This window comes from Sphingopyxis sp. SCN 67-31, from assembly GCF_001725095.1.
In genome coordinates this window covers 1-25702 of sequence record NZ_MEFH01000084.1, presented here as the reverse complement: position 1 = coordinate 25702, position 25702 = coordinate 1, and the positions used below count along the sequence as shown (strand labels likewise).

General features: G+C 61.6%; 21 protein-coding genes. 4 read left to right on the top strand and 17 right to left on the bottom strand.

The window, feature by feature from the left end; all coding sequences use genetic code 11:
• The first annotated feature begins 38 nt into the window (after positions 1-38).
• Genes ABS88_RS17560 through ABS88_RS17550 form a run of 3 tightly spaced genes read left to right on the top strand, consistent with a single transcriptional unit; the run spans position 39 to position 5658 of the window.
• Entirely contained in the window at positions 39-1286 is a 1248-nt protein-coding gene (locus ABS88_RS17560) for a TolC family protein (RefSeq protein WP_286750245.1), read from the top strand.
• Between the two features lie 2 nt (positions 1287-1288).
• The gene (locus ABS88_RS17555; protein WP_286750244.1) at positions 1289-2440 is read left to right on the top strand and encodes an efflux RND transporter periplasmic adaptor subunit; all 1152 of its coding nucleotides are present in this window, start codon (positions 1289-1291) and stop codon (positions 2438-2440) included.
• 2 nt (positions 2441-2442) lie between these two features.
• Positions 2443-5658, top strand: a complete 3216-nt coding sequence (locus ABS88_RS17550; RefSeq protein ID WP_286750243.1) for an efflux RND transporter permease subunit — start codon at positions 2443-2445, stop codon at positions 5656-5658.
• 105 nt (positions 5659-5763) lie between these two features.
• Here ABS88_RS17550 and merA read toward each other — a convergent pair whose 3' ends face one another.
• The 3 genes from merA to ABS88_RS17535 form a co-directional block, all read right to left on the bottom strand.
• The gene (merA, locus tag ABS88_RS17545; RefSeq protein WP_286750242.1) at positions 5764-7179 is read right to left on the bottom strand and encodes a mercury(II) reductase; all 1416 of its coding nucleotides are present in this window, start codon (positions 7177-7179) and stop codon (positions 5764-5766) included.
• Positions 7180-7259: 80 nt separating this feature from the next.
• Positions 7260-7589 carry a heavy-metal-associated domain-containing protein gene (locus ABS88_RS17540; protein WP_286750241.1) on the bottom strand — a complete coding sequence of 110 codons (330 nt, stop codon included), beginning with the start codon at positions 7587-7589 and terminating at the stop codon, positions 7260-7262.
• Between the two features lie 12 nt (positions 7590-7601).
• Positions 7602-7997, bottom strand: a complete 396-nt coding sequence (locus tag ABS88_RS17535; protein WP_286750240.1) for a mercuric transporter MerT family protein — start codon at positions 7995-7997, stop codon at positions 7602-7604.
• Here ABS88_RS17535 and ABS88_RS17530 point away from each other — a divergent pair.
• Entirely contained in the window at positions 7996-8487 is a 492-nt protein-coding gene (locus ABS88_RS17530; RefSeq protein WP_286750239.1) for a MerR family transcriptional regulator, read from the top strand. The two genes, ABS88_RS17535 and ABS88_RS17530, sit on opposite strands and share 2 nt — an antisense overlap.
• Before the next feature lie 852 nt (positions 8488-9339).
• Here ABS88_RS17530 and ABS88_RS17525 read toward each other — a convergent pair.
• The 14 genes from ABS88_RS17525 to ABS88_RS17460 all read right to left on the bottom strand — a co-directional run.
• Positions 9340-9747 (bottom strand): hypothetical protein, encoded by a 408-nt coding sequence (locus ABS88_RS17525; RefSeq protein ID WP_286750238.1) that lies wholly within the window; start codon positions 9745-9747, stop codon positions 9340-9342.
• 191 nt (positions 9748-9938) lie between these two features.
• Entirely contained in the window at positions 9939-10421 is a 483-nt protein-coding gene (locus ABS88_RS17520) for an SRPBCC domain-containing protein (protein WP_286750237.1), read from the bottom strand.
• Positions 10422-10466: 45 nt separating this feature from the next.
• Positions 10467-10742 (bottom strand): TFIIB-type zinc ribbon-containing protein, encoded by a 276-nt coding sequence (locus tag ABS88_RS17515; RefSeq protein ID WP_286750236.1) that lies wholly within the window; start codon positions 10740-10742, stop codon positions 10467-10469.
• A 61-nt stretch (positions 10743-10803) separates the two neighbouring features.
• A complete protein-coding gene (locus tag ABS88_RS17510; protein WP_286750235.1) occupies positions 10804-11742 on the bottom strand; it encodes a cation diffusion facilitator family transporter in 939 nt (312 codons plus the stop codon).
• Complete coding sequence (locus tag ABS88_RS17505; protein WP_286750234.1) at positions 11727-12278, bottom strand: hypothetical protein; 552 nt, start codon at positions 12276-12278, stop codon at positions 11727-11729. Before ABS88_RS17505 ends, ABS88_RS17510 begins: the two co-directional genes overlap by 16 nt.
• A 98-nt stretch (positions 12279-12376) precedes the next feature.
• Complete coding sequence (locus tag ABS88_RS17500; RefSeq protein ID WP_286750233.1) at positions 12377-13888, bottom strand: TolC family outer membrane protein; 1512 nt, start codon at positions 13886-13888, stop codon at positions 12377-12379.
• On the bottom strand, positions 13885-16374 hold the full coding sequence (locus ABS88_RS17495) for a heavy metal translocating P-type ATPase (RefSeq protein WP_286750232.1): 2490 nt from the start codon (positions 16372-16374) through the stop codon (positions 13885-13887). Before ABS88_RS17495 ends, ABS88_RS17500 begins: the two co-directional genes overlap by 4 nt.
• Positions 16375-16579: 205 nt before the next feature.
• Positions 16580-17050 carry an SRPBCC family protein gene (locus ABS88_RS17490; RefSeq protein ID WP_286750231.1) on the bottom strand — a complete coding sequence of 157 codons (471 nt, stop codon included), beginning with the start codon at positions 17048-17050 and terminating at the stop codon, positions 16580-16582.
• A 132-nt stretch (positions 17051-17182) separates the two neighbouring features.
• Complete coding sequence (locus tag ABS88_RS17485; protein WP_286750230.1) at positions 17183-17527, bottom strand: DUF190 domain-containing protein; 345 nt, start codon at positions 17525-17527, stop codon at positions 17183-17185.
• Positions 17528-17538: 11 nt separating this feature from the next.
• Positions 17539-20784, bottom strand: coding sequence for an efflux RND transporter permease subunit (locus ABS88_RS17480; protein ID WP_286750229.1), 3246 nt, complete (start codon positions 20782-20784; stop codon positions 17539-17541).
• A gap of 3 nt (positions 20785-20787) precedes the next feature.
• Positions 20788-21948, bottom strand: a complete 1161-nt coding sequence (locus ABS88_RS17475) for an efflux RND transporter periplasmic adaptor subunit (RefSeq protein WP_286750228.1) — start codon at positions 21946-21948, stop codon at positions 20788-20790.
• Positions 21949-22153: 205 nt separating this feature from the next.
• Complete coding sequence (locus ABS88_RS17470; RefSeq protein ID WP_286750227.1) at positions 22154-23461, bottom strand: TolC family protein; 1308 nt, start codon at positions 23459-23461, stop codon at positions 22154-22156.
• A gap of 62 nt (positions 23462-23523) precedes the next feature.
• A complete protein-coding gene (locus ABS88_RS17465) occupies positions 23524-23859 on the bottom strand; it encodes an amidohydrolase (RefSeq protein WP_148650943.1) in 336 nt (111 codons plus the stop codon).
• A 468-nt stretch (positions 23860-24327) separates the two neighbouring features.
• Positions 24328-25702 (bottom strand): FTR1 family iron permease (locus tag ABS88_RS17460; RefSeq protein WP_286750226.1); only part of this gene is annotated, 1375 nt, incomplete at its 5' end.

Below are 25702 nucleotides of genomic sequence, written 5' to 3'. Positions count from 1 at the left end.
CCCTCGCTCTCGAACAGGACGTCCATAACGACGTCCTTATGGACGTCACTTACCCACTCACATCAATCCTCGGCAGGCGGCCTCAATCGGTCGGTTACGCTCCTCCTGCGGCCCCGCCGCTTACTCTTGATCAGGCGGTTGCGGCCGCCGGAGGCAGCGCCCCCGCCGCCGACGCGGCTCGCGCCGACATCGCTGCTGCCGAGGCAGGCCGGACCATCGCGGGCCTGCGTCCCAATCCAACCGTTTCGACAGAGGTAGAGAATATTGCCGGCACGGGCCTCTATCGTGGGCTTCGGGGTGCTGAAACTACCGTCGGAGTTTCGATCCCGATCGAGCTTGGCGGCAAGCGGTCAGCCCGGATCGCCGTTGCCGACGCACGTACGACACGCGCGCAGCTTGCCGCCGCCATCACAGAGGCCGATATCCGGCTTCAGGTCACGCAGCTCTACATCGATGCGGTGGCAGCCGAACGGCGGCTGACGACAGCTCTTGATCAGACGCGCATCGCGAACGACGCCTTGAATGGCGCGCGCGTGCGCGTTCGGGCCGGACGGGCTTCGCCAATCGAAGAACAGCGAGCGGACGTTGCCCGTGTCAACGCCGAGGCGGCGGCCGAAAACGCCCGGCGAATCCTCGAGAGTGCGCGCATCAATCTCGGTCGCAGGATCGGACAGCCTGTGGTCGGGCCCCTTGATCTTGCTTGGCTGGATACTCTGTCTGGCTCCTATGGTCCCCAACTGGTGCCAAGCGCCGAGGGCGCCTTGGCGCTCGCTGCCGCCGATGCGGATCTTGCGGTTGCCGATGCCGGTGTGCGGCTTGCAAGGTCACAGCGCATTCCAGACGTGACAGTTGGGCCGGGTGTGCGGCGATTCTCGGAATCGAACGACACTGCTGTATTGTTCAGCATTTCGGTTCCGATCCCGCTGTTCAACTCGGGCAGAGCCGCCGTGGGGCAGGCAAGCGCCGAGCGCAACCGGGTCGAAGCACAACGCCGCATGACCCGGCTCGATGTTGAGCAAGCGATCCTCGATGCCCGGACGGAAGCGGATAATGCTGCAACCCTGGCGCGGGCAGCCAACGGTCCTGCTCTTGCAGCCTCACAGGAAGCCGCCCGTATCGCGCGGATCGGTTATCGCGAAGGTAAATTCGGGCAGCTCGAACTGCTCGATGCCGAAAGGATGCTGGCCGAGACCCGGCTCGCCGCAATCGACACACGCGCTGTCTATCAGAATGCCAGGGCACGGCTTGAGCGTCTGACCGCTCCTGCGCCTGAACAGGGAAATTGACCATGAAGTCCTATTTGAAAGCGGCATTGCCGCTCAGCTTCGCTGCATTGCTGCTGGCCGGTTGCTCTAGTGGTGAGCCCGCTCCGGAAACGGCCGAGAACGTCACTACCGCCGAAAAAGCCAGCCACGCCGAAGAAGAGGGCGTCATCGACCTCAGCCCTGAACAGATACGCAAGGCAGGAATCGAACTGGTCCGTGTCGTCCGTAGCGGCGGCGGTGCGTTGACGTTGCCGGCGACGATCGAGGGCGATCCGCAAGGGATGCAGGTCGTGTCCGCCGCCATCGGCGGACGGGTGGTTTCACTGACCCGTCACCTCGGTCAGTCAGTTGGGCAAGGGCAGACGCTTGCGATCATCGAAAGCCGTGAGGCCGCTTCGCTCAATGCCGAGATCGAAGCGGCTCGGGCACGACTGACCCTTGCGGAATCAAACCTGCGTCGCGAGCAGAGCCTGTTCGACCAGCGCGTTTCGCCCGAACAGGATCTGATCGCCGCTCGCACTGCCGCGACCGAGGCCCGCATCGCGCAGCGCCTTGCTCAGCAGCAAGTCGCTGCAGCGGGTGGCCGAGGTGGTGCGCTCAACCGTATCGGAGTGACGGCACCCTTGTCGGGGCAGGTCGTCTCGCGCAGCGCAACCCTGGGCCAAACCGTCGCGGCCGATGCCGAGCTGTTCCGCATCGCCAACCTGTCGCGCGTCGCGGTCACTGTCGCGCTCTCCCCGGCCGATGCTGGAAGGGTAAGGCCCGGCTCTGAAATCGAGATCGTCTCCGGCGACCGCAGGTCGGTAGCGCGAGTCGACTTCGTATCACCGATACTTGACGAGGCTACTCGCCTCGCAACGGTGATCGCCGTCATCGATAATCGCTCCGGACAGTGGCGGGTCGGGGAACCTGTCACCGCCTCGATCCGACTGCCGGGCGGCGGTGCCGGATCGGTGCTCGTTCCGCAAAACGCGATCCAGACGGTTGAGGGACGCCCCACCGTGTTTGTGCGTACCGATCATGGCTTCAAGGCCACGCCCGTCACGCTTGGAAACCCAAGCGGAGGCAACGTGGTGGTGACGTCGGGACTGAAGGGTGATGAACGGCTCGCCGGGCTGAACAGCTTCACCCTTAAGGCAGAGCTAGGCAAGGGCGAAGCGGAGCACGGACATTGATCATGATCGACCGTATTGTCACATTCTCAGTCGAGCGGCGCTGGTTCATCCTGCTCATGACGCTCATCGCCGCGGTGATCGGGGGCTGGGCGATCAGTCGTCTGCCGATCGATGCCGTTCCCGACATCACCAACAACCAGGTTCAGGTAAATATCGTTGCGCCTGCACTCTCGCCTGAACTGGTCGAGACACAAGTCGCTTTTCCTATCGAAACCGCGCTCGCGGGCGTGCCGGGTCTCGAATACACCCGATCCCTCAGCCGCAATGGATTTGCCCAGATCACGGCTGTGTTCTCAGAATCGACCGATATCTATTTCGCGCGCCAACAAGTGTCGGAACGCTTGCGCGTCGCGGAGGAAGGTCTACCCGAAGGCGCAACGCCTACCATGGGGCCGATCGCGACCGGGCTCGGCGAAGTCTATATGTGGACGGTCCATCTCGAACATCGCGACGAGGACACCCACAAGCCCGGCGAGCCAGGACTACAACCCGATGGCAGCTATATAACGCCGGAAGGGGATCGCCTTGTAAGCGAAGCCGATAAGGCGACTTATCTGCGCACAGCGCAGGACTGGATCGTTGCGCCGCTGCTCAAAAACACGCCGGGTCTTGCCGGGGTGGATACGATTGGCGGCTATGTAAAGCAGTTCCAGGTGATCCCTGACATGCAGCGGCTCGCCGCGCTCGGCATGGATTTGACGGCTCTCGCGCAGGCGCTGGAGCAGAACAATGTCGGGGTCGGCGCCGGCGTCGTCGACCGTGGTGGCGAAGGGTTGGCCGTGCGTTCCGATGCGCGCATCCGCAACATTGGGGAGCTAGCTGGAACCGTTATCGCCACGCGCGAAGGCGTGCCGATCCGGCTCGATCAAGTGGCGCAGGTTCGTCTCGGCCAGGCGATTCGCTATGGTTCGGCATCGGAGAACGGCAAGGAAGTTGTCGTTGGCACTGCGGTCATGCGGATCGGTGAGAATAGCCGAACGGTCGCCTCGGCGGTGGCGGCAAGGCTGGATGAAATCAATGCCTCGCTGCCGACCGACGTGGTGGTGCAGCCGGTCCTCGACCGCACATCGCTGGTTAATTCCACGATCAAGACGGTTTCGAAAAACCTGATCGAAGGCGCGTTGCTCGTCATCGTCGTGCTATTCCTGCTGCTCGGCAATTTCCGCGCGGCGCTGATTGCGGCGTTGGTGATTCCGATCACCATGCTGATGACCAGTTTCGGCATGCTCAGGGGCGGTGTTTCGGCCAACCTCATGAGCCTCGGCGCACTTGATTTCGGCCTCATCGTCGATGGTGCCGTCATCATCGTAGAAAATGCGCTGAGGCGTATTTCGGAACGCCAACATCATTACGGACGTACCCTGCGTCCCGAAGAACGGTTGTCGGTCGTCGCCCAGGCAGCGCGCGAGATGATCCGTCCAACCGTCTTCGGACAGGCAATCATCATCCTCGTCTATGTCCCGCTTCTGACGCTGACCGGCGTCGAAGGCAAGACGTTCACGCCGATGGCGCTGACCGTCATCATGGCGTTGGTCTCGGCATTTGTCCTCTCACTCACTTTCGTGCCGGCGATGCTCGCAATCTGGCTGTCGAAGCCGGTCGAGGAGAAGGAAGGCCGGATTATGTCTTGGCTCAAGCGCAGATATGAGCCGGGGCTTCACCAGGCGATGAAGCGAGCCACCCTCACTATGGGGGTTGGCGTCGGGGCCTTTCTGGCCGCGATCCTGACGTTCTCGTTTCTTGGGCAGGAGTTTCTTCCGCAGCTCGACGAGGGCGATCTGACCGCACAGGTGTTGCGCGTTCCAGGGACATCGGTCGATCAGAGTCAGGCGATGCAGTCCCGTATCGAGCAAGAGATTGCGAAGCTTCCGGAAGTGCGGTTCGTCTTCTCAAAGACGGGCACGGCCGAACTCGCATCCGATCCGATGCCGCCTAACATCTCCGATACGTTCATCATCATGAAGCCGAAAAGCGAGTGGCCCGACAAGGGCCTGTCCAAGGCTGATCTCGTGGCAAAGGTGGAGACAGTCCTCGAAAGCATTCCGGGCGGCGCGTTTGAGATAACCCAGCCGATCCAGATGCGCTTCAACGAACTGATCGCCGGGGTGCGCGGTGACGTCGCGATCAAAGTCTTCGGTGACGATTTCGATACTATGAACGACACGGCGAACCAGATCGCTGCAATCCTGCGCAAGACCGAAGGCGCTGTCGATGTTCGGGTGGAGCAGACTGAAGGCTTGCCGATGCTGGATATCCGGCCGCGCCGTGACATCATGTCGAGGCTCGGCATCACTGCCCAGGCCGTTCAGGACACTGTTTCCGCCGCCATCGGCGGACGCGATGCCGGAATGATCTTCGAGGGTGACCGGCGTTTTTCGGTCACCATCCGCTTGTCGGATATGGCACGCGCCGATCTGCAGACGTTGGCACAGGTTCCGGTGCCCCTCCCCAATGGTGGGTTCGTGCCCCTCCAGAGCGTTGCAGACATCGGCGTTTCCGATGGTCCCAACCAGATCAGCCGCGAGAACGGCAAGCGACGCGTCGTGGTTCAGGCCAATGTGCGTGGCCGCGATGTTGCCAGTGTCGTTGCTGATGCGCGGGAGACGATCGACCGGGAGGTGCGCCTCTCTGCCGGCCAGTATCTCGATTGGGGTGGTCAGTTCGAGAACCTCCAATCGGCCAGCGAGCGGCTGATGTTGGTGGTTCCCGCCTGTTTTGCACTGATCATGCTGCTGCTCTATGGTGCGCTTGGAAGCGTTCGCGACGCGGCGATCGTGTTTACTGGCGTGCCATTGGCGCTCGTCGGGGGCGTGCTGGCGCTGTTCCTGAGAGGCATGCCCTTCTCGATCTCGGCGGCGGTGGGGTTCATCGCGCTGTCGGGCATCGCGGTGCTAAACGGGCTCGTCATGGTCACGTCAATCCAGGGATTGATCGCGAATGGCATGGACCGGGCAAAGGCGTCCTACGAAGGCGCGATGATGCGGCTGAGACCGGTGGTGATGACGGCACTCGTAGCCTCGCTCGGGTTCGTGCCCATGGCGATCGCCACTGGCTCGGGCGCCGAGGTCCAAAAGCCGCTCGCCACGGTGGTGATCGGCGGGCTCATCTCGGCGACGCTTCTTACGCTGTTCGTGCTGCCGACACTCTACGCCCGATACGGTCGGCGCGTCGAGGAGGCTGTACAGAACGGAGATTCAGAGCCGCTAACCTCATCGTGAGCCGGGTTGGAGGCCGCTATGTACGGCCTCCAACTCCTCGATTTCGTAGCGGAACAGCTTTGGTACGGGAGCGAACCCCGCTTTCGTAGATTGAAGCCCTGGAGGTCATCCCGCACAGCAGGATAGTTTGGCAACATCCCGGTCAAATGTCTGGGCGGCGAGCTTCAGCCCTTCGACGGTGGTGAGATAAGGAAAGATCGTCGCGCCGAGTTCTGCGGCGGTCATGCCATGTCTGATCGCCAACACCAATGTCTGAATGGAGTCCGCTCCTTCGGGTGCCATGATCTGACCTCCCAGCAGACGGTCGCTCGCCTTGTCGGCGACCAGCTTGATAAGGCCGCGTGTGTCACGCGCCGCCAACGCCCTTGGTACGGCATCGAGTGGAAGCAGTGACACTTTGACATCCAGCCCTTTCGCCTGCGCAGCCGTTTCGGTCAGCCCGACGCTGGCGACCTGCGGATCGGTGAACACCACCGCTGGCATAGTGCTATTGTCATAGCGGTGCTGATTGCCTTCGACCGCATTGCGCGCCGCCAGCTTTGCGCCATAGGCGGCCATGTAGACGAACTGGTCACGTCCCGTGACATCGCCCGCCGCGTAAACGCCTGGAGCGGTCGTTTCGAGATAGTCATCGACGATGATCCCACCACTGTGGGCAAGAGATATGCCGCGCTCCGCCAGCCCGAGTCCGTCGCTGTTGGGTCGTCGCCCCGCCGCAATCAGCACTTGCTCTGCCCTGATGGTCTGAACCGTTACAACGGTGTCGGAACAATCTTCACCATCACAGGACCGGCTTTCGCAGGTCAGTTCGATTCCGTTAACTGCGTTTGCGATACGCTGATAGCCGATGCCCGTGCATACACGCACGCCTTCGGCCTCCAGATAGGTTTGCAGCGCGGTGCTCACTTCCGGGTCCATTTCGGGGAGCAAGCGGCTGCGGCAACAGATGGTAACCTCTACACCAAAACGGGCGAACATCTGGCCCAGCTCAACGCCGATCACCCCACCACCGATGACCAGCAGCGATCGGGGCAGTCGATCAAGCGCCAGTGCTGTCGTGCTGGTGAGGTAGGGTACGGTATCCAGACCTGGAATCGCTGGAATGCTGGCCCGTGCGCCCATCGCCAAAATGACCTTGCCGACTTCTACCGGCACATCGTCAACGATCAGCGCACCGTCGGCAATGCGTGCCTTGCCCTCGATATAGCTTACACCCTCATAGGCGGGCAGCAGATCGACATATTTTTTCTGGCGCAGCGTGTTGACCAGTTCATCCTTTGACGCCGCGAGCTGAGCCCAATCGCCTAGCTGGATGTTACCGCCAAGGCCGGGAAAGCGGGTGGCCGCTCGCCCACCGTGCACCGCCTCGGCGGCGCGGATCAACGTCTTGGACGGAACGCAGCCGACATTGACACAGGTGCCGCCAATCACGCCATGGCCGATCAGCGCGACTTTCGCTCCGAGTTCGGCGGCAGTGATCGCGGCGGAAAAACCCGCCGAGCCCGCGCCGACGACCGCCACGTCATACCCATCCCGCCTAGGGCGGTTGCGACAGTCGTTCATTGGATACCGCTTTCTCAAGGCGCGATGAGCGCCGTCATTCAGTTTTGAATAGCGCGTGCAGGATAACCCGCATCGGTCGATGCTGCCGCAATTTGCGCGGCATTCGCGCGTCGTGGATCATAGGTGGCGCGCGCGGTCTTGGCCGCGAAATCGACGTTCACCGCAGTCACTCCGGCGACACCTTTCATCGCCTTGCGCACGGTGATCGGGCAAGTAGCGCAGGTCATGTTTTCAACGGCAAACGTGGTTTGCCGTTGCGCGCTTGCGGTAGCAGCCGGACGATCCTGTGCAGAATTGCCAAGAGCCAGGGCGACCCCGCCGCCAGTCATTGCCAGTACGGTCAGTCCAATGAGTAATGTCTTCTTCATGGGAGTATCCTTTCAATAGAACCAGGGCGCCCACCAGTCGATAGTGAGCGCCAGGATGACGATGGTGAGACCCAGCCACAAGGCGGCTTTAGTGGTGCGGGCCGATTGCGGACGAGCGCAGTATGAGCCGTCTTCGCAGGGTGGTTTCGGCTTGAAATAGACATACCAGAAGCCAAGCCCAAGCAACGCGAGCGTCATCGCTGCGACATAGGGCTTATAGGGTCCAAGCGCGGTCAAGTTGGCGATCCACGCGCCGGAGATGCCAAGCGTGACGAGCAGGAGCGGTACGACGCAGCAGGCCGAGGCCAGTCCTGCGCCGATCAACGCGCCCATGGCAGCCCAGCTTGCCCGCTTCGACTCGCGGCTTTCAGTGAGGGTTGGCCGCCCCGATTCAGGCGCTGAGGCCATGCCGCAAATCCTTTCTTCCGACTTTGTGATTCGCAGTGTAATGTCTGTAGTACGTACAGACTCAAGAGAGTTTTTCATGCAGCCACAATCTGGCATTTTACGCGCCCAGCTGGCCCGGAAGACCGGCTGCAATCTCGAAACAATCCGTTATTACGAGAAGGTCGGATTGCTGCCAGCACCGACGCGCAGCGCTAACGGCTATCGGGTCTATTCGCCGGAGCTGGTGCAAAGGTTGCAGTTTATCCGGCGCGCTCGCGATCTTGGCTATGCAATGAATGAAATACGCTCTCTGTTGTCACTGACCGACACAGGGGCGCAGACTTGCGCAGAAGTGATGGGAAGAACTCAAATCCATCTTGAAGATGTTCGACGCCGTATCACCGACTTGCAGAAAATAGAGGCGACGCTAGCAACAACGTTGGTCAAATGCACGGGCGACGACGTTGCCGAATGCCCCATCTTGGACGCGCTTCAGTTTTCACCTGATTGAGGCTAATGAGACCACAATTACTCAGGGTCTTGGCCTTCTAGCGCCAACTTTGAGTATAGCTCGATCTGATGCTATGCTGTTCATAAGAACGAATAAAATAAGAACGCTGGAGCGTTTTTTTGACATCCGTTGGTGGATTTCAGGGATTTCAACCTGACAGATTTGTTTTGTCAGAAGCAGGCGATGGGGGCAGAGGGTCGGACACGTCCGGTTCAGCGCGTTCGATTGCGATGCCGATCGCCAGCTCGAGGATGTGGTATTCGACAAGATCTTGTCCGATAAGGCATCGGGCAAAGGCGTCGACGGCTTCAGCTTGAAGCCATGCTATCGTTCATCCGAGAGGCATACGGTGGCTGGGTAACCCGGGGCGGCCGCGCGAGCTTAGTCGAGATGAGGTGTCCTGGCGCGATCCCGCTCGGCTCGATACTCGATCCTGACGCTTTTGATCGCAAGCGGGTCGGATGTTGGTAACACCGCACTGAAGGGCGCGGATCTGCTCCCTCGAGACGATAGGCTACCCCATCTGGCGTCGACAGTGATTGGTGGTCGCCGATCGTCGAACATGCCTACGATATGCAGATGGCCCCATATCGTCCCTTTGGCCAGAGCCGGCCGGCGGACGGTGCCCATCACAAGGACGCCCTTCTTATCCTGGTAGGTCCGGACCCAATATATTTCGAGGCGCTTGCTTGGGCTGGTGATGACCGTGGTCTGGAGGGGTGGTCCAGAAATGCAGCCCGTCAATAGGGCGAGAAATGTGATGATAAGCGCAGGTCTGAAGGGCCTTGTCATCACGTTCTCTCCCTCAAATTCCGTTCTTCCGTCGTCTCGACATCGCTGTCGCCTATGACCTCAAGATCGCTTGCACATGCGCGACGGCTTCTTCGGCTCATCAATTTTGATGTCCTTACCATTGAGCCCCAGATTCATGCCGTCGCCAACATAGGTGAGTCCTTGCGAGGGCGCCGTCAGTCGAAGCGACGGGCCGGAAGGCCGCTGCTTCACATTGATCGAGGTGCCGTCCGCCAAGAAGTCGACATAGAGGACGTCCCCGCCGGTGCATCTATAGGTGTGGCTCGCCACGATGGCGGGGGGCATTTGAATGGGGAGAGTCGTGTTCGTGGACATATTGGATGTGTCGGCTTGATCGGATTCAGAGCATCCGGACAGCAGACCAGCAAGGGGGACCGTCAACAATACGAGGCATCGTGAGAGCGCGATTCGACGGGCCCAGCCATTACCCTTCGACATAGAAGTCATGCTTGTTCCTTCATGCATTCTGGGCCCCGAAGGGTGCGCCAATGCCGGGTTTGACCAGACTTGCGTAGGTTTCGCCGTGGGCGCGGGGGGCGCGCCCACGGCGTGGTCCGGACCGCAAGGGAAGATGGCCTCGTCTGGCGGGGGCCATTCTTCCACTAAATCGCTTGCGGAGGACCAAACTTGTCGCTCTGTCAGGCATTTGGCCGAAATCCCTTCCTGACGCGCTTCTTGGCCGAAGCAGGCGGCCGAGTGGGACCCAGATACCGCTCGAACAGCGGGTCGATGATCTCGAGCATTTCGCTGAAGTTTCGTTTCATCTTCCAGAGTTTCAGTGCGGAGAGGAGACCCGTGCAGCGAAAGCAGTGAACCAGGCGCGACCCGACGGGCACGGGCTCGACGGCATAACTCTCCTCGAAAGAGAGCAGCCCCCCAAATCCGAACCGAAAGGTCATACGTCTTTGAGGCTCAAACGTGATGATGCACGCATCGATGGTAAAGAAGCGCGGTTTGTTCGATTTCATCCTGAACGAATATTGGACCAGCGCACCTGCCTCGGGTCGGCCTGCAATGCGGATGAACGGATTCCACCGTTCATAGTCCTCAAAGCGAGTCAGTGCCGTCCACACTTTGGGCGGCGAGAAATGCAGGATTGTTTCATTTTCTTCTGCAAACACGCTTCTCTCCTGGCCCACTGTTTCCGCGGCGACTCCGTTTCAAGATCAGTCGAACAGGTCCGAAAGAAATCCACGCCTGCGTTTGCGCTCGTGATGGCCGGAGCGATGGCGTTCATCGTATTCACGCTCCGGGGCACGCGGCTGCGGAGGCGCTGCGGTTTCAGAGCGCTCGATGATCTTGTCGAGCTCTCCGCGATCGAGCCACACGCCCCGGCATTGCGGGCAGAAATCGATCTCAACGCCCTGTCGCTCCGAGATCGACAGCGTGACTTTGCAGACGGGGCAGAGCATGCCTTGGCTGGCTGCCGCAGATGAACTCATGATTATCTCCTCTCGGTTGGCTGAGGTTCAAATCCTCCGAACCTCAAATATGCATTGCTCGTCAGGTGTGAGCGGAGCCTATCTCCGCACACGGCTTGCTCTCGGTTTGGATGGTGGCGTGTTCGATCTGGAAGGACTGCGCCAGCATCTGTACGACGCGACCACGTATCGATTCCGCTAGCGAAAAGTCCTTCACGACAATGTGGACCGAGCAGCTGATATAGTCGCTCGTGATCGACCAGACATGGAGATCGTGGGCGCTCTGCACTCCCGGAACGCCGGCGATGGCTTGACGAATGGCATTCAGGGACAGGCCGCGTGGTACGCCTTCCAACAGAACATTCGCCGTGTCGCGCAGCAGAATCAATGTCCGAGGCAGCACCCACAAGCCGATGCCGACGGCGACGACCGGATCGATCCAGGTGAGGCCGGTGAAACGAATGGCAACGGCACCGCCGATGACACCGATCGAACCCAGCATGTCGGCCCAGACTTCAAGATAGGCGCCTTTGAGGTTGAGGCTCCGTTCTTTCCCCGACCGGAGCAGGCGCATGGAAATCAGATTGATGATCAGTCCGGCCACGGCGACGATCAGCATGCCCGTCGATTGAACCGGCTCGGGATCGCGGAACCGATTCACCGCTTCCACCAGAACATAGATCGCCACGGCGAACAGCATGAGCGCGTTGAATGCGGCGGCCAGGATTTCGAAGCGCCGATAGCCACAAGTGCGGCGATCGTCGGCTGATCGCGCTCCGATCCGGATTGCCATGAGGGCGATCGTCAGCGCTGCGACGTCGGTCAGCATGTGCCCGGCGTCGGAGAGTAGAGCGAGGCTGTTAAAGACGAACGAGCCGATCACTTCCACGATCAGAAATGTCCCGGTCAGGATGAGCGCGAGCAGCAGCATCCTGCTGTTCGCATTCTTGCCATGCTCATGCGCCGGTAGTGCCGCGCCATTGGCCCCGGCGACAACGGGATTATCTACGCTTTCGGACACGGATCGTCTCTCATTCGCGGATCGTTGGCGCACATTTTCATTTGGCTCGTCGAACCGAAGCGCGCCCGTTGCATGTGAACATTGCGGCTGACTTGTCGTTCGACCGGCGTTTGCAATGACGTCATGAACTCATCGAGCATGGTATTGGCATGCAGCATCGTCGGCCTGATCCGACGCGCCAGTATCCGGCCCATCAACTTGACGCCGAGGCCTTCGCCAGTGAGATCATGGCGAAGCCATTGTCGGTCCGACGTTCGCTCAATGCTCAGGGTCTCGGTAAACCGGAAATGGTTCCGTGTTCCAAATTCTATAGTGACGGTCATGCCTGGGTCGTCGATCGCCAGGGTCCCGTTGAACATCGCGCGCACTGCGGAGCGCGGATTATTTGTGAAATAATATCGAATGGCATTTGGGTTGGACATGCGACGTCTGACGATGACGTAAGGATTCCAGCGCTCGATCCATTCCACGCGGCGAAGAACGATCCAAAGATGGAGGGCGCTGCAGGCGATCCGCGTTCTGGTGTGGACTTCCATATCCTTGCTCCCGCTCAAGACTGGTACGGAGCGCTGGCCAGGCCTCGCCGTCTTCTCCCGCACTTCGGAGCGTGCTCCGACGGATGCAGAAGCGCGCTTCATGGTTTGCTGGCCCCTTCGTCTGGTGAGGGCGCTTCGTCCATTGCTCGGTAGATAGCAGGTGATCGTGCGGTGTAGTCGAGATGCTGTTCGGCCGGCGCGGGCGTAAACTCTATTCTCGCGCCGGGAGCAGGGGCGGAATCGATCCTGGGAGACACCGGTCCAGGCATCGCCTTGCGGCTGAAGCCCGGCTCGAACAGCGTGCCGCCGAAAAGATCGAGATCGCGCGCCTCGGCCCGGCCCATGGCCGCGAGCAGCGTGAAACCGGCGACATAGGCGTCGCGCTCGGCGGTCACGAGCTGCACGCGGCTGTTGAGAAGCTCCTGCTCGGCATTGAGCACATCAAGGACATTACGCGTGCCGACGCTATTCTCGGCGCGGACGCCTTCAAGGGCGAGCTCATTGGCAGCGATTGCGGCTTTGGACGACTGGATCACGGCCTGCGTCGCCTGATAGCGCGAATAGGCCGCCCGCGCTTCCGCGACGACACGGCGTTCGACGAATATGGTTTGCTCGAGCGCCTGGCTCTCAAGGGCGGTGGCGCGTCGAACTTCGGCTGCTGGCAGGCCGCCCTGATAGAGCGGAATTGTTGCCGAAAGTCCGATGGTTGCGGTGGTCTGCGCCTGCTGGAATACGCGCCCGGGAAGGCTGCTAGTGAGCGAACCCAGATAGTTGTTGTAACCACTGCTGGCCACGGCCGAGAGCCTGGGAAGGCGAGACGCCGCGGCGACGCGGACGTCGTAGCGCGCGGCCTTCGCATCGGCGCTGGCCGCGAGAAGCTGAGGATTGCTCTCGATAGCGATCGCGACCGCTTCGGCGGGTGACCTGGGCAACCCTGGCAATGCCGGTGGCTGCTCGAGATTGCGCGCGGGCAGACCGACGAAGCGAAGATAATTCTCCAGGCTGGTATCCAGCTGCGCCAGCGCCGTCTCCAACTGCCCTTGCGCCACAGCGAGACGCGCTTCGGATTGAGCGACATCGGTGCGGGTCAGGTCACCCACCTCGAACCGGTCGCGGGAAGCCTGGAGGTTCGTCTCGAGGACAGCGACATTGCGGCGGTTGAGTTCGACAATCGCAGCATCCCGCATGACGTCCATGTAGACCGAGACGATCGCCGTGAAGACATCGGCCTCTGTGAAGCGCAAGTTTGCCCGCCCGGATTCGACGCGCGCATCGGCGGCTCGGATGGAGTTCTTCACGCGGCCGCCTTGATAGAGGGGAAATGACAGGTTGGCGTTCGCATTCGCGGCGCGCAAGGGAGCGGAAAAGCTATTGGCGGATCGTAGGACAAATTCCTGATAGTCGGCGGTCGCGCTCAGTGTTGGGCGAGCCGCCGCCTTGGCGATGGGCACGCCTTCATCGGTGGCACGCAGGCCGGCCCTGGCTGCGGTCAGGCTCGGGTTGGTGCGATAGGCATAGATGAGCGCTTGCCGCAGGGTTTCGCCATGAGCAGGGCCGGCGGCGACCAGGGGAAATGCGACGAAACTCCATTTCAGGAAGCCCTTGCTCATCGCCCATCTCCATTGTCCCGATAGGCCAGCAACCGGAGTGCGTTGAACACGACAAGCAGGGTTGAGCCCTCATGCGCCATGACCGCCGGGCCTATACCGAGACCCATGATCGTCGCCGGCACCAGCAGCGCGACCACGCCCAGGCTAACGACCAAATTTTGCCGAATGATCCAGCGGGTGCTGCGGCTGAGGCCAACGGCGAACGGCAAGTGCGCGAGATCGTCGGCCATCAACGCAACATCGGCGGTCTCCAGCGCGACATCTGAGCCTACTGCGCCCATGGCGATGCCGACCGTCGCATTGGCCATGGCCGGCGCGTCGTTGACGCCGTCGCCGACCATTGCGACGGGGGTTTCGGCGCGAAGCTTTTTGATCGCCTCGACCTTGTCCTCGGGCATCAGGTCGCCCCAGGCTTCGTCGATGCCGACGTCGGCCGCGACCGCGGTTGCGACTCGCTGATTGTCGCCCGAGATCATGATCATGCGCCGGATTCCGAGCGCTTTGAGCCGCGCTATGGCTTCCCTTGCCGCTGCGCGGGGCGTGTCCATGAGGCCGATCGCGCCGAGGTCGCGGTCGCCGCTGCGCACGGCCATCGTTGTGCGCCCCTGCTCGCGCAGGCGCTCGATTGTCTGCGCCGTCTCTTCTGAGAGCGGGGCGAAGCCGTCCCGGCCGAACATTTCTGCTTTGCCGATCAGCACCGTCTCTCCATTGACACGCGCCTCAACGCCGCGGCCTGTGAGGCTGGCGAGATCTGCTGCAGCCGGAACCGGTCGACCATTGAGGAAACGCACACCATCCCGCGCAATGGCTTCGGCCAGCGGATGATCGCTGAGTCTTTCGACGGCCACCGCAATCGTCATGAGCTCGGCTACATCGACGCCGATCGCCGGTAAGACGTCGGTGATGCGAGGCCGCCCCTCGGTGAGCGTGCCGGTCTTGTCGAACGCCAGAGCATCCAGCGAGCCGAGCATCTCGAGCGGCCCGCCGCCCTTGATCAACACGCCCCCGCGTGCCGCGCGTGCCACGCCTGACAAAACGGCGCTCGGCGTTGCAATGGCGAGCGCGCAGGGACTGGCCGCAACGAGCACGGCCATCGCGCGATAAAAGCTGTCACGGAAGGGTTCATCGATGACGACCCAGGCGAACAGCAGCACGACCACCAATGCGAGCACCGAGGGCACGAACAACCGCTCGAAGCGGTCGGTGAAGCGCTGGGTGGGCGATTTCTGGGTCTCCGCTTCGCTCACCATCTTGACGACCTTGGCGAGCGTGGTGTCGGCGGCAAGGCGCGTCACCGCGATCTCAATCGCGCCTGGACCGTTGATTGTGCCCGCGAAGACGCGGTTTTGCGCGGGCACCTTGTCCGGCTGGGCTGCGGCATGCGCGCGGTCCGGCACTGGCTCTTTGTCAACGGGCACGCTTTCGCCCGTCACGGGCGCCTGATTGACGCTTGACCGTCCGGCCACCACGAACCCATCGGCCGCCAGCCGTTCATTGGGCTTCACGACCACAATATCGCCGATGACGAGTTCCTCGACAGGAACCTCGCTCAGTTCGCCATCGCCGCGCCGCACCATAGCCGTGCGCGGGGCCAGTTCGGCCAAAGCCTCGATCGCGCGCTTGGCCCTGCCCATGGCATAATGTTCGAGCGCGTGCCCCAGGCTGAACAGGAACAAGAGGAGCGCGCCTTCGGCCCAGGCACCCAAAGCGCCGGCACCGGCCGCCGCGACGAGCATCAACGTGTCGATTTCGAAGCGTTTCAGCCGCAGATTCTCGATGGCCTCGCCCAGCGTGAACCAGCCGCCGAACAGATAAGCGACGAGATAGCAGACGAGCGGAATCCACGAAGGGGTCGCGGTCAATTTTTCGATCGCAAATCCGGTTGCGAGCGCTCCGCCGCAAATCAACGAAAAAATCAGTTCTGTATTGGGTCCAAAGAGGCCGCCATGGGCATGCTCATGCTTCCCTTCCCCATGATCGTGCTCGGCATGATCATGTCTATGAGGCTTTGCGGCCACGGCTTCGGGCATGCCCGGTGCTGGCCGGTGCTGCACGCCTATGTCGGCCAAGGCCTTACTGATATCCGCTTCGGTTGTTTCGGATCTGCTGAATTCAACGCGAACAGTCCCGGCGGCGCTGGCCTCGGCTTCGATAACTCCCGGCAAATGTCGAAGCCGGTCGGCGACCGTGCGTGCCTTGCGGGTGTGGGTCAGTCCTTCAACCGTCCAATGGATATGCTGATATTTTTCGGTGAGCGCCGTGCCGGCGCCTCTGGCGATTTCGCGAACGCGCTCGAGAGACAGGCTATCCGGGTCATAATGGATGCACAGTTGTGCGGGCCTGTCACCCCGGGCGGCGACGACGTGCGCGTCCTGAACGCCCTCCCGCCCTCGCAACTCAGTGGTAAGTCGGGCTACGCAGCGATCAGCCTCATCGCGGACATCCGGAAGGAGGAGCGGAATGTCGAGGCGCACCTGGTCTTTCATCGCCGCTCCCCTCTTCCTGTCGGCGCGCCCATGGGGAACTCATGCGGCGGAGCGATATCCGCTCGTTGATGGTGAGGTGCGGGCGCGTCGAACGCCCGCACCTCATGACGCCAGTATTGGCGGAATCGACAGAACGTTGGTCCGTGTGAGCGGAACAGGGCCCGTGTCTGGAAGGCGGTCGATTTTCGGCAGGATAGCGCACCGCCTAATGATGGCGGGGGTTTCGGTGCGAATAGCGCGATATTACTGTGCCCCGCCGAAGATAGCGCTCCAACGAGCCATCGGTCCCGGCAAGCCGTCGACGCAAGAATGGCTTCATGAGAAGAAATCCGAACCATGAGCCGATTCCCGAACAGGACAGCCGATGCGTGAGCCGGGTGCCTTGCGGCGCCTTCTCCAGATGAAATCCTTCCTCGATCTCGAACAGCCATCTGATGCCGACGCGCCAGGCGAATTCGGACGGTCGTTTGAGGCGAACGATGGAACCCTCGACCGAAATGATGGGATCCGCCCAGCCTGGGCGCCAATAGGTATAGATAAGCTTCTTCGGATCGTTCGGGTCGCTCTCGAGACCTATGTCTGGATGCCAGTCGCGATAGCGATTCACATCGAAAACCAGCCGCCAGACCCGCGCCAGAGGCGCGGGCAATAGGATCGAGTTTTCTACCGTAAACATATCTGGTCATCCGATGAGCGCCGAAGGCTGCCGGCACCTCGTGGACGGACACATCAGACTCTCGGGCGTAGTGCTGCCTGTCATGCGCGGAACTCGCGGCATCAAGCCGTTCGAGCCGGTTTCGGACGCTCGTCATACGTTCTTCCCTGGAGGGGCCTGCTCGGCCTTTCCGCCGAGAATTTCCACGGCTTCCAGGGTGACAAGCCCGACGTCCGGGATGTCATCGAGCGATGTGACGAAGCTTCTCAACTTGGCTTCGTCGTCGACAATCTCGATAACGAGGGCACGGCCATTCTCGAAAATGCGGCGTTGGTGGATGTGTGCCGATCTGCCGAACCCCAACCGGGCTTCAAGAACCGTGATGCCTGCCAGGCCCGTGTCCCGCGCGCGGGAAGCAATGACCTCAAATACCCTGCGATCGCCGAGATAGGCATCCTCGTCCGTGTAGATCCGCAGCAGCTTTATTGCTTTGATCATGATCTTCTCCTTCAACCTGCTTCGGGCGCCGTTGGCTCGGTGCTGTCATCGCGCTTGCGGCTCCGTTTCTCACTTGCGCCGAGGACAACCTTGGCGATGGCAGGCAGCACGAGCAGCGTGAGAATGGTGGCGGCGATGAGGCCGCCGATCACGACAGTTGCGAGCGGCTTCTGAACTTCGGCGCCTGTGCCGTGCGCCAGCGCCATCGGTACGAAGCCGATCGCGGGTACGAAACCGGTCATCACCACGGCGCGCATCTTCTCGGCCATGCCCTCGCGGATGGCCTCGGCCAGCGGCAGGCCATTTTCCATCCGCTCGCGGATGGCGCTCATCACCACGAGGCCGTTCAGAACCGCAACACCTGCGAGGCAGATGAAGCCGACCGCTGCCGAGACGGAGAAGTTGATGCCGGTCATGGCAAGCGTGAATACGCCGCCCGCAAGTCCGAGAGGCACGGCCAAAAATACGGCGGTGGCCCGTCCGAACCCACCCAACGCCATATAGAGAAGCACGAAGATGCCCGCGAAGCACAGAGGCACAACGATCGACAGTCGTTTCGAGGCAGCTTGCAAGCTTTCGAATTGACCGCCCCATTCCAGGTAATAGCCGGCCGGCAGTTTTACCTGCGCGATCTTGGCCTGCGCCTCCTGTACAAAGGATCCGGCATCGCGGCCTTCCAGATTGACCTGGACCACAACACGGCGCTTGCCGTTCTCGCGTGAGATCTGGTTCAGTCCTTCCGTGAGCCGGATCTGGGCCACCTGAGCGAGAGGGATTTGTCGCCGTGTAGCCCCTGCCTCTTCCGGCAACAGAACGGGGAGCGAACGGATGTCGTCGAGATTGACCCGCGTCGCCTCGGGCACGCGGACCGTGACATCGAAGCGCCGGTCACCTTCGTAAACCAGCCCCGATTCACGGCCGCCGAGTGCCGCCGCGACGGTATCGGCGACCTCCTGCACAGTCAGGCCGTAGCGCGCGATTAGCGCCCGATCGAGCTTGACGTCGAGTGTTGGGGCACCACCGACCTGGTCAGCCTTGACGCTCCCGGCCCCTGGTATCGACTGGAGTATGCGCACCATCTCGTTGGCTGCCTGCGACATCTTGTCGAGATCGTCGCCGTAGAGTTTGATGGCCACATCGCCACGAACGCCGGCGATCAGTTCGTTGAAGCGCAGTTCGATGGGTTGGCTGACTTCATAAAGCTGCCCGAGCTGGCCGCCCGCAACCTTTTCGATCTTTTCGATCACATCGGCTTTGGTCTCGACGCCCGCCGGCCATTGATCTTGCGGCTTCAGGATAACGAAGCCGTCCGAAATGTTTGGCGGCATCGGATCGGTGGCGACCTCGGCGGTACCCGTCTTGGAGAACATCAGCTCCACTTCGGGGAGTTTCTTGACTGCCTCCTCGACCTTGCGCTGCATTACCAGGGACTGTTCCAGACTGACGGACGGCACGCGGGTCGAGGCGAGCGCGAGGTTCTTCTCATCGAGCTGCGGAATGAACTCCGAGCCGAGCAGTCCGAATACCGGAACCGCCGCCAGGAAAAAGGCGAGGCCTCCGAGGATGAACGGCCACGGCCGTGCGATCGCCTTATCGAGCAGTGGCAGGTAGCGATCCTTGCTCTTGCGGATGAGCCACACTTCCTTCTCGGCCACATGGCCGCGGATCAGGAGGGCAACCAGCGCCGGAACAAGGGTGATCGCGAGGACGAAGGCGGCAACGAGCGCCAACATGATGGTGATCGCCATCGGCGAGAAGGTCTTGCCTTCGACGCCGGTGAACATGAGCAGGGGCGCGAAGGCGAGGAGGATGATCGCCTGACCGAACACCGTCGGTTTGATCATCTCCTGCGCGGCATGCATCGTCACTTCGAGCCGTTCTCGGAGCGTTAGCAGCCGTCCTTCATGCTCTTGGCGATGCGCCAGACGCGCCAGACAATTCTCGATGATGATCACGGCCCCATCGACGATCAGACCGAAGTCCAGCGCACCAAGGCTCATCAGATTGCCGGGGACGCGAAACGCGTTCATCCCCATCGCCATCATCAAGAACGAGAAGGGAATGACGAGCACCGCGATGATGGCCGCCCGCCAGTTGCCGAGCAGCAGGAACAGCGATGCCGCGACCAGCAGAGCGCCTTCGGTCAGGTTCCGTTCGACCGTGCCCACGGTCGCATTGACGAGACTGGCGCGGTCAAGCACGGTCTTCACTTCAACACCGGGCGGCAGGGTCTTCGACACTTGATCGAGCTTAGCCGAAACATCTTGCGCCACAGTTCGGCTGTTCTCGCCGATGAGCATGAGGACGGTGCCGATCACGGCCTCTTCGCCGTTCATGCTGCCCGCACCGGTGCGCAGGTCACCCCCGATCCTGACATTGGCGATTTGGCCGACGGTCACGGGCACACCGCCACGCGTCGCCGCAACCGCGTTCCTGATCTCCTCGACCGTGCGCACGCGCGCATCGACACGGACGAGGTAGGCTTCCCCTGACCGATTATAGTAATTGGCACCGACTGCGAGATTGGCCTTTTCGAGCGCCTCGCCGAGCTCGCTGTAGGAAATGCCGAAGCTGGCGAGTTTGGTCGGATCAGGCTCAACGACAAAGGTTTTCGCATAGCCGCCAATCGAGTCGACGCCTGCCACACCTGGGACAGCCTTGAGCTGTGGACTGACGATCCAGTCCTGGACGGTGCGCAGGTAGCCCGCTTTCTGGACCTCATCGACCATCCGGTCGCCCTCGGGCGTGAGGTAGCTGCCATCGGGCTGCCAGCCCGGCTGGCCCGCTACCTTCTTCGCGCCCTTGCCGTCGGGATTGGTATAACCCACCGTATACATGACGACCTCGCCGAGGCCGGTCGTCACCGGCCCGATCTGCGGTTGGACGCCATCGGGTAGGTTTTCGGTGGCCTGCCGAAGCCGCTCACCAACCTGCTGCCGAGCGAAATAGAGGTCGGTCGAATCCTTGAAGATCGCCGTCACCTGGCTGAAGCCGTTGCGCGAGATCGAGCGTGTCGTTTCGAGGCCCGGAATGCCGGCGAGCGAGATTTCCACCGGATAGGTGACGAGCTTCTCGATCTCGACCGGTGAGAGACGCGGGTCGATCGTATTGATCTGCACCTGCTTGTTGGTGATGTCAGGTACTGCGTCGATCGGCAGCTTGGTGAGCTGCCAGATGCCAAGGCCGGCGACGACGAGGAAGAAGAAGAGGACTGCCCAGCGTTGGCGGACGGCAAATGCGATCAAACTTGCGATCACGGCTTATTCCTCCTCGCCCGCGCCCTTGCCGAGTTCGGCCTTGAGCAGGAATGCATTCTTGGTTGCGATCATGTCGCCCGGCTTCAGGCCTGAACTGATCTCGACGCGACCGGCGCTGCGCTGACCGATCGTGACGTTTCTTGCTCGGAAGCCTTGCTTGGTCCGCACCAAGACAACGTCCCGTCCTTCCAGGGTTTGCAGTGCTTCATCGGGTATGACGATCGCATTGGAAGCCTCCCCCCGGCTCGGCAACAGGCGGACGCGTACCGCGAGTCCCGGTTGCAGACTGCCCGGAACGTCGAGGACTGCCGTGGCGGAACGCGTATCGCCGGCAAGGCCGGGCGTAATGGCGCGCACGCGCGCTTCGATCGTTCGGCCATCGGGCAGCTCGACGATCGCCTGATCGCCGGGAGCGAGCCGCTGGGCGTCGGTCGGCCCAACCGCGGCCTCGATCTGCACCTTCGATGGATCGGCAACGCGGAATAGTTCGGTCTCGGGTTGTACGAACGCTCCAAGGGTGACGCTTTCCGCCGTCACCCGCCCGGAAATGGGGCTGGCGACGATCGCGCCGCCGCCATCGCGCGTGATATTCGCAGCGCTGGCCGCGACCTGGGCGCGGCGGGCCTCCGCCGTCGCGGCGGCGGCTTCTGCCTGCGCCTGCTCATAGTCCACACGAGCCGACACTTTTTGCTCATAAAGCTGGCGTTCCCGCGCGAGGTTCTTTTGCGCGAGTACGGCCTTGGCGTTTGCCGCCGTGCGTTCGGCGGCGATCTGCGCCGCGTCCCGGCTCTGGACCACTGCAAGCGTCTCTCCCGCCTTCACCGGGTCGCCGAGCCGTTTGAATACCTGCGTCACCGCACCGCCCGCGCGCGCGGTCACGATCGCCTCGCCCGCGGGCGCCGCTGTGACGGTGGCTTGCGCGAGGATTTCGGAACCAAGTCCGCCGGCCCGCACTGCTTCGACAGCGATTCCAGCCTTACCGATGGCCTCCTCGGTCATGGCAAGGTTATCGGCGTGAGCTGCGGTGCCTTCCTCTGCATTTTCGGTCTTTTGGGCTTCGGGGGACGGTTCCGCCGTGTAGCGAGCGACGCTAAATCCACCGATTGCGGCGAGCAGCACGGCGCCAGCCACGCCGCCGAGGAGGCGTTTATCCTGTGTGATCATTCAACATCTCCGAATTTCATCTGGGCCGTCCGCGCGCATCGACGCGTCGCTGCAAATATGGAGGGAAGGGCGTTCGACGATGGCGTGGCATGACCCGTTGCCAAGGTCGCGGTGCCCGGCGACCCATCTCCTCGGGGTTCGGCAAAGCCTATCGAACTGGTGACCAGAGAAAGGACGCCAGTGCGTGCTGAAAGGTGCCCATGCGTCATGGCGTGATATCCGCCTCGTTGGCAGTCGCAGCTTGGCGCGTCAGCGTTGCTTGGGCGTCCGCTCGGGCGCGACGTGCTGCAATGAGCTCGCCTTGCGTAGAGGCATAGGCCTGCTGCGCATCGAGAAGCTCGAGCAGCGATGACTTGCCAGCACGGTATGAGAGTTGCGCAAGCCGCAGTGCCTCTCGCGCCTGGTTGATACCACTGCCCTCAAGCGCGGCAACGCGTGCTTCTGCGGCCTGGAGCGTTGCTCGGGCATTGGCGATCTCCGCTTGCGTATTGGCCAGAACGCTATTGCGTCGGGCCTCAGCCGATTGCATGCCTGACCTGGCAGCGGCAACATTCCCCTGGTTGCGGTCGAACACCGGCAGCGGGACGGAAAGGCTGGCGATCATGGCCCGGTCGCCCGTTTCCCGGAGTTGACGCATGCCCACGCCAATTGAAGGATCAAGGCGCCCCTCTGCCCGCGCCTGGCCCAATTGCGCCTGGGCAATGAGGCGATTGATTTCAGCGAGCTTCACATCCAGCGTTTGCGAGGCATCGACAGGTGATGGCGGCGGCGACATGTCGCTGCCGGCCAGTTCTGCGGGGGGAGCATCGACGCCGAAGAGCGCTGCAAGTGAGCGCCGGGCTGTCGTTTCGTCGGCTTCTGCGCTGCGCAGTGCGGCCGTTGCTTCAGCCAGCGCCGCCCCGGCTCGGAGGCCACGCAACGGCGGCTCCTTTCCGGTATCGACGAGTTCGCGTGCAATGCGCGAAAGCTCGCGCGCTCGCGCCTCGTTTTCTTGAGCCAGGGTCAAATTATCGCGCGCAGCGATGCCGAGCGCGAACTGGATACGGACTTGTCGGGCGAGATCGGCGTGCGCGATGGCAAGACGATATTCTTCCGCCCTCAGTTCGGCTTCGGCGAGCGTCATTCGTGCGCGCCTGCGGCCAGCAAGATCGAGTCGCTGGTTGATCGAGACGGTGGTTTCGGTGCCGTTGAAGCCAGAATAAGGTCCGGTTCCGGCGAAATTCTCGACCTCGACATTGAGCACTGGATTGAACCGAAAGCCTGCTTGGCGCAGTCGCCCGCGGGCCGCTTCGACATCGGCGCGGGCTGCGGCAAGAACCGGCGAACGGGCTTGGGCTTCCTCAAGCGCCTGCGCGAGAGTCAGGACCGTGGGAAGGGGTCCGGTGCGGACCGAAGGTGGAACAGATGGTGCTGGGGGGCCAGCCATGGGCCGGCTGTCCACCTGCGCGGCAGCGGGCGTGGCTGATATGGCCACGAGCGCTGCAGCCATGGCGGCCGCAAACATGGGGTGCATGAACGAAGAACTCCTGACAAACCAAGGGCGCGCCCGGGCTCAGCCAGGCGAAGCTTCAGTTGTCAGGCGATTGGAGGTCGGAATGTATTGGACTGCGCCGGTGGAGCAAGGCTTGCGCCGTTTCGTGCCGGCACAGCCTTGACCGCGATCACCAGTTCGGGTGTCGGCGAGGCGCCTACCGGAATCCCGATATGATGGCCGTGGCAACCATGGAAATTGACTGAGGCTTTGGCAGGATCGGACTGCTTATCGTTGCTCTTCTTCGAAAAGCCTGGAAAGCTATCGACCGACGCAACAGTACCGGTGCCAAAGCTCAACTCGGCGGCATGCGCCATTGGCATCGTCGCCACACCAAGGGCGAGGAACAGACTAACTATGATGTGAAGCCACCGGTTCATCTGTTATGTCGTCTAGCCTCTCTTGAGTTGAAAAGGAAGAGGATAATTCTGCATTTCACCAGGGTCACTTTGGCAGGCAGTTCCGATCCTTGCAAAGGTTATGTTATGTTATTCCATGACTCTGATATGCTAAACTCATCTATCGTGTTTGGTACCGTTGCTTTGCAAGAGCTCTTCACCCTTCGGCATTTACACCTTTCTTGAGTAACCAAACTCACCTTTAACGTGTTGGATGATTTGAAAGTCGCCGTTTATCCTGAGCGTCGCCACGATGCTTGCGACGATTATAAGCTGGACCCAGGCAGTACCGGTGCCGAATGCACCTGCAGCCGCTGGCACGTCGACGATATGGCCGAATGCGATTGCACGAGGTGATCCAGACCGAACACATATCGGCTTGCCCGATCGGCAAGCGGGACAGCATCAGCACGACCGCTCCATCTCGACTTTAGTCGCAATCGCTAAGCACTACGAACGGGATCTGGCTATCCCGCGCCGACGGTTCATTGCAAATCCCGCTCCAATGGCGAGCAGCATGAAAATCTGAGCGCCGATAGATTGGAGCGTCGGAAATATACCCAAGATGGAGACCCGCGGGACGGAGGCCATCGGAGCGATATTGATGATTCCGGCTTCCTGCAGGGCAGATACCCCCTTGCCAGCTAAGACGACCGTCAGGGCAGCCATCAACCAAGCACTATATGTGAAAAATTTGGCGATCGGCAGTGTCTGGCTGTAGCGAAGCATCGCCCAAGCGACCGCCACGAGTATAAGCGCCGCCGATCCAGCTCCAGCCACCATCACGCCGCCATTCCCCTGCGTCCACAGCGCAGCATAGAATAAGATAGTCTCGAACACCTCCCGATAGACGACGATGAAGGCGAGTCCGAACAGGAACCAGGCAGATTGGCGAGAGAGCGCACGCGAGAGTTTTTCGCGGATGTAGCGCTGCCATTGATCCGCCTGCGCTTTGCCATGCATCCAGATCCCAACCGATAGTAGAACAACGGCCGCGATGAGCGAGCCGAACCCTTCAGTCAGCTCGCGGCTTGCGCCGCTAATTCCGATTACATAGGTCGCGATCGCCCAGGTCATACCTCCGGCCGCGAGCGCGCCGATCCAGCCCGCATGGACATAAGGGAGAACATCGCTTCGCTCCGCCTTGCGCAGGAAAGCGATCATGGCGACGACAATAAGCAACGCTTCAAGCCCTTCGCGCAGCATGATTGTGAAAGCGCCGATAAATGTCGAGGCATCACTGGCGGCGTCGGGTGACAGGGCCACTTCCGCATCGTCAAACAGACCATCGAGCACTTGGACGCGCGACGCTACTTGGTCAGCAGATTGGCCGCGTTGCAATGCAGCCCGCAGTTCACCCATGCCGCTTTCGATGCGTCTCATCAGCGTCGCGTCGCGCGCGGTCAGCATCGGTTCGAGGGGCTCAAATCCGTCAAGATATGCCGCCAGCGCCAACTCCTGCGCCGCAGGGCGATTGCCCGCGCGATAGGCCGCGAGGCTCTGTGACAATTTGGTGCGCGCGACATCGAGCGAGCCCGGCGCCTGCTGAACGACCGCTTCAGGATGGCGGCGCAAATAGGCAATGACCGAATCGGCCCTTTCGGTTCCAATGTTCTTGGCGAGAGCCTCTGGAGTCATGCCGGCCAGCGCTGCCAAATCAGGAAGCCGCTGGCGAAGTCCGGGATCGGTTTTCCACAGGCGTTCCCCTTCCTTCACGGCGGCGTTCGAAAAGGCGAAATGCCCGGTATAGAAGGCAAGCGCCCAACGATCGTCGCTCGGCAGCGACGAGAAACTCTGCATCGCGGTGCCGTCGATGCCCTGATCT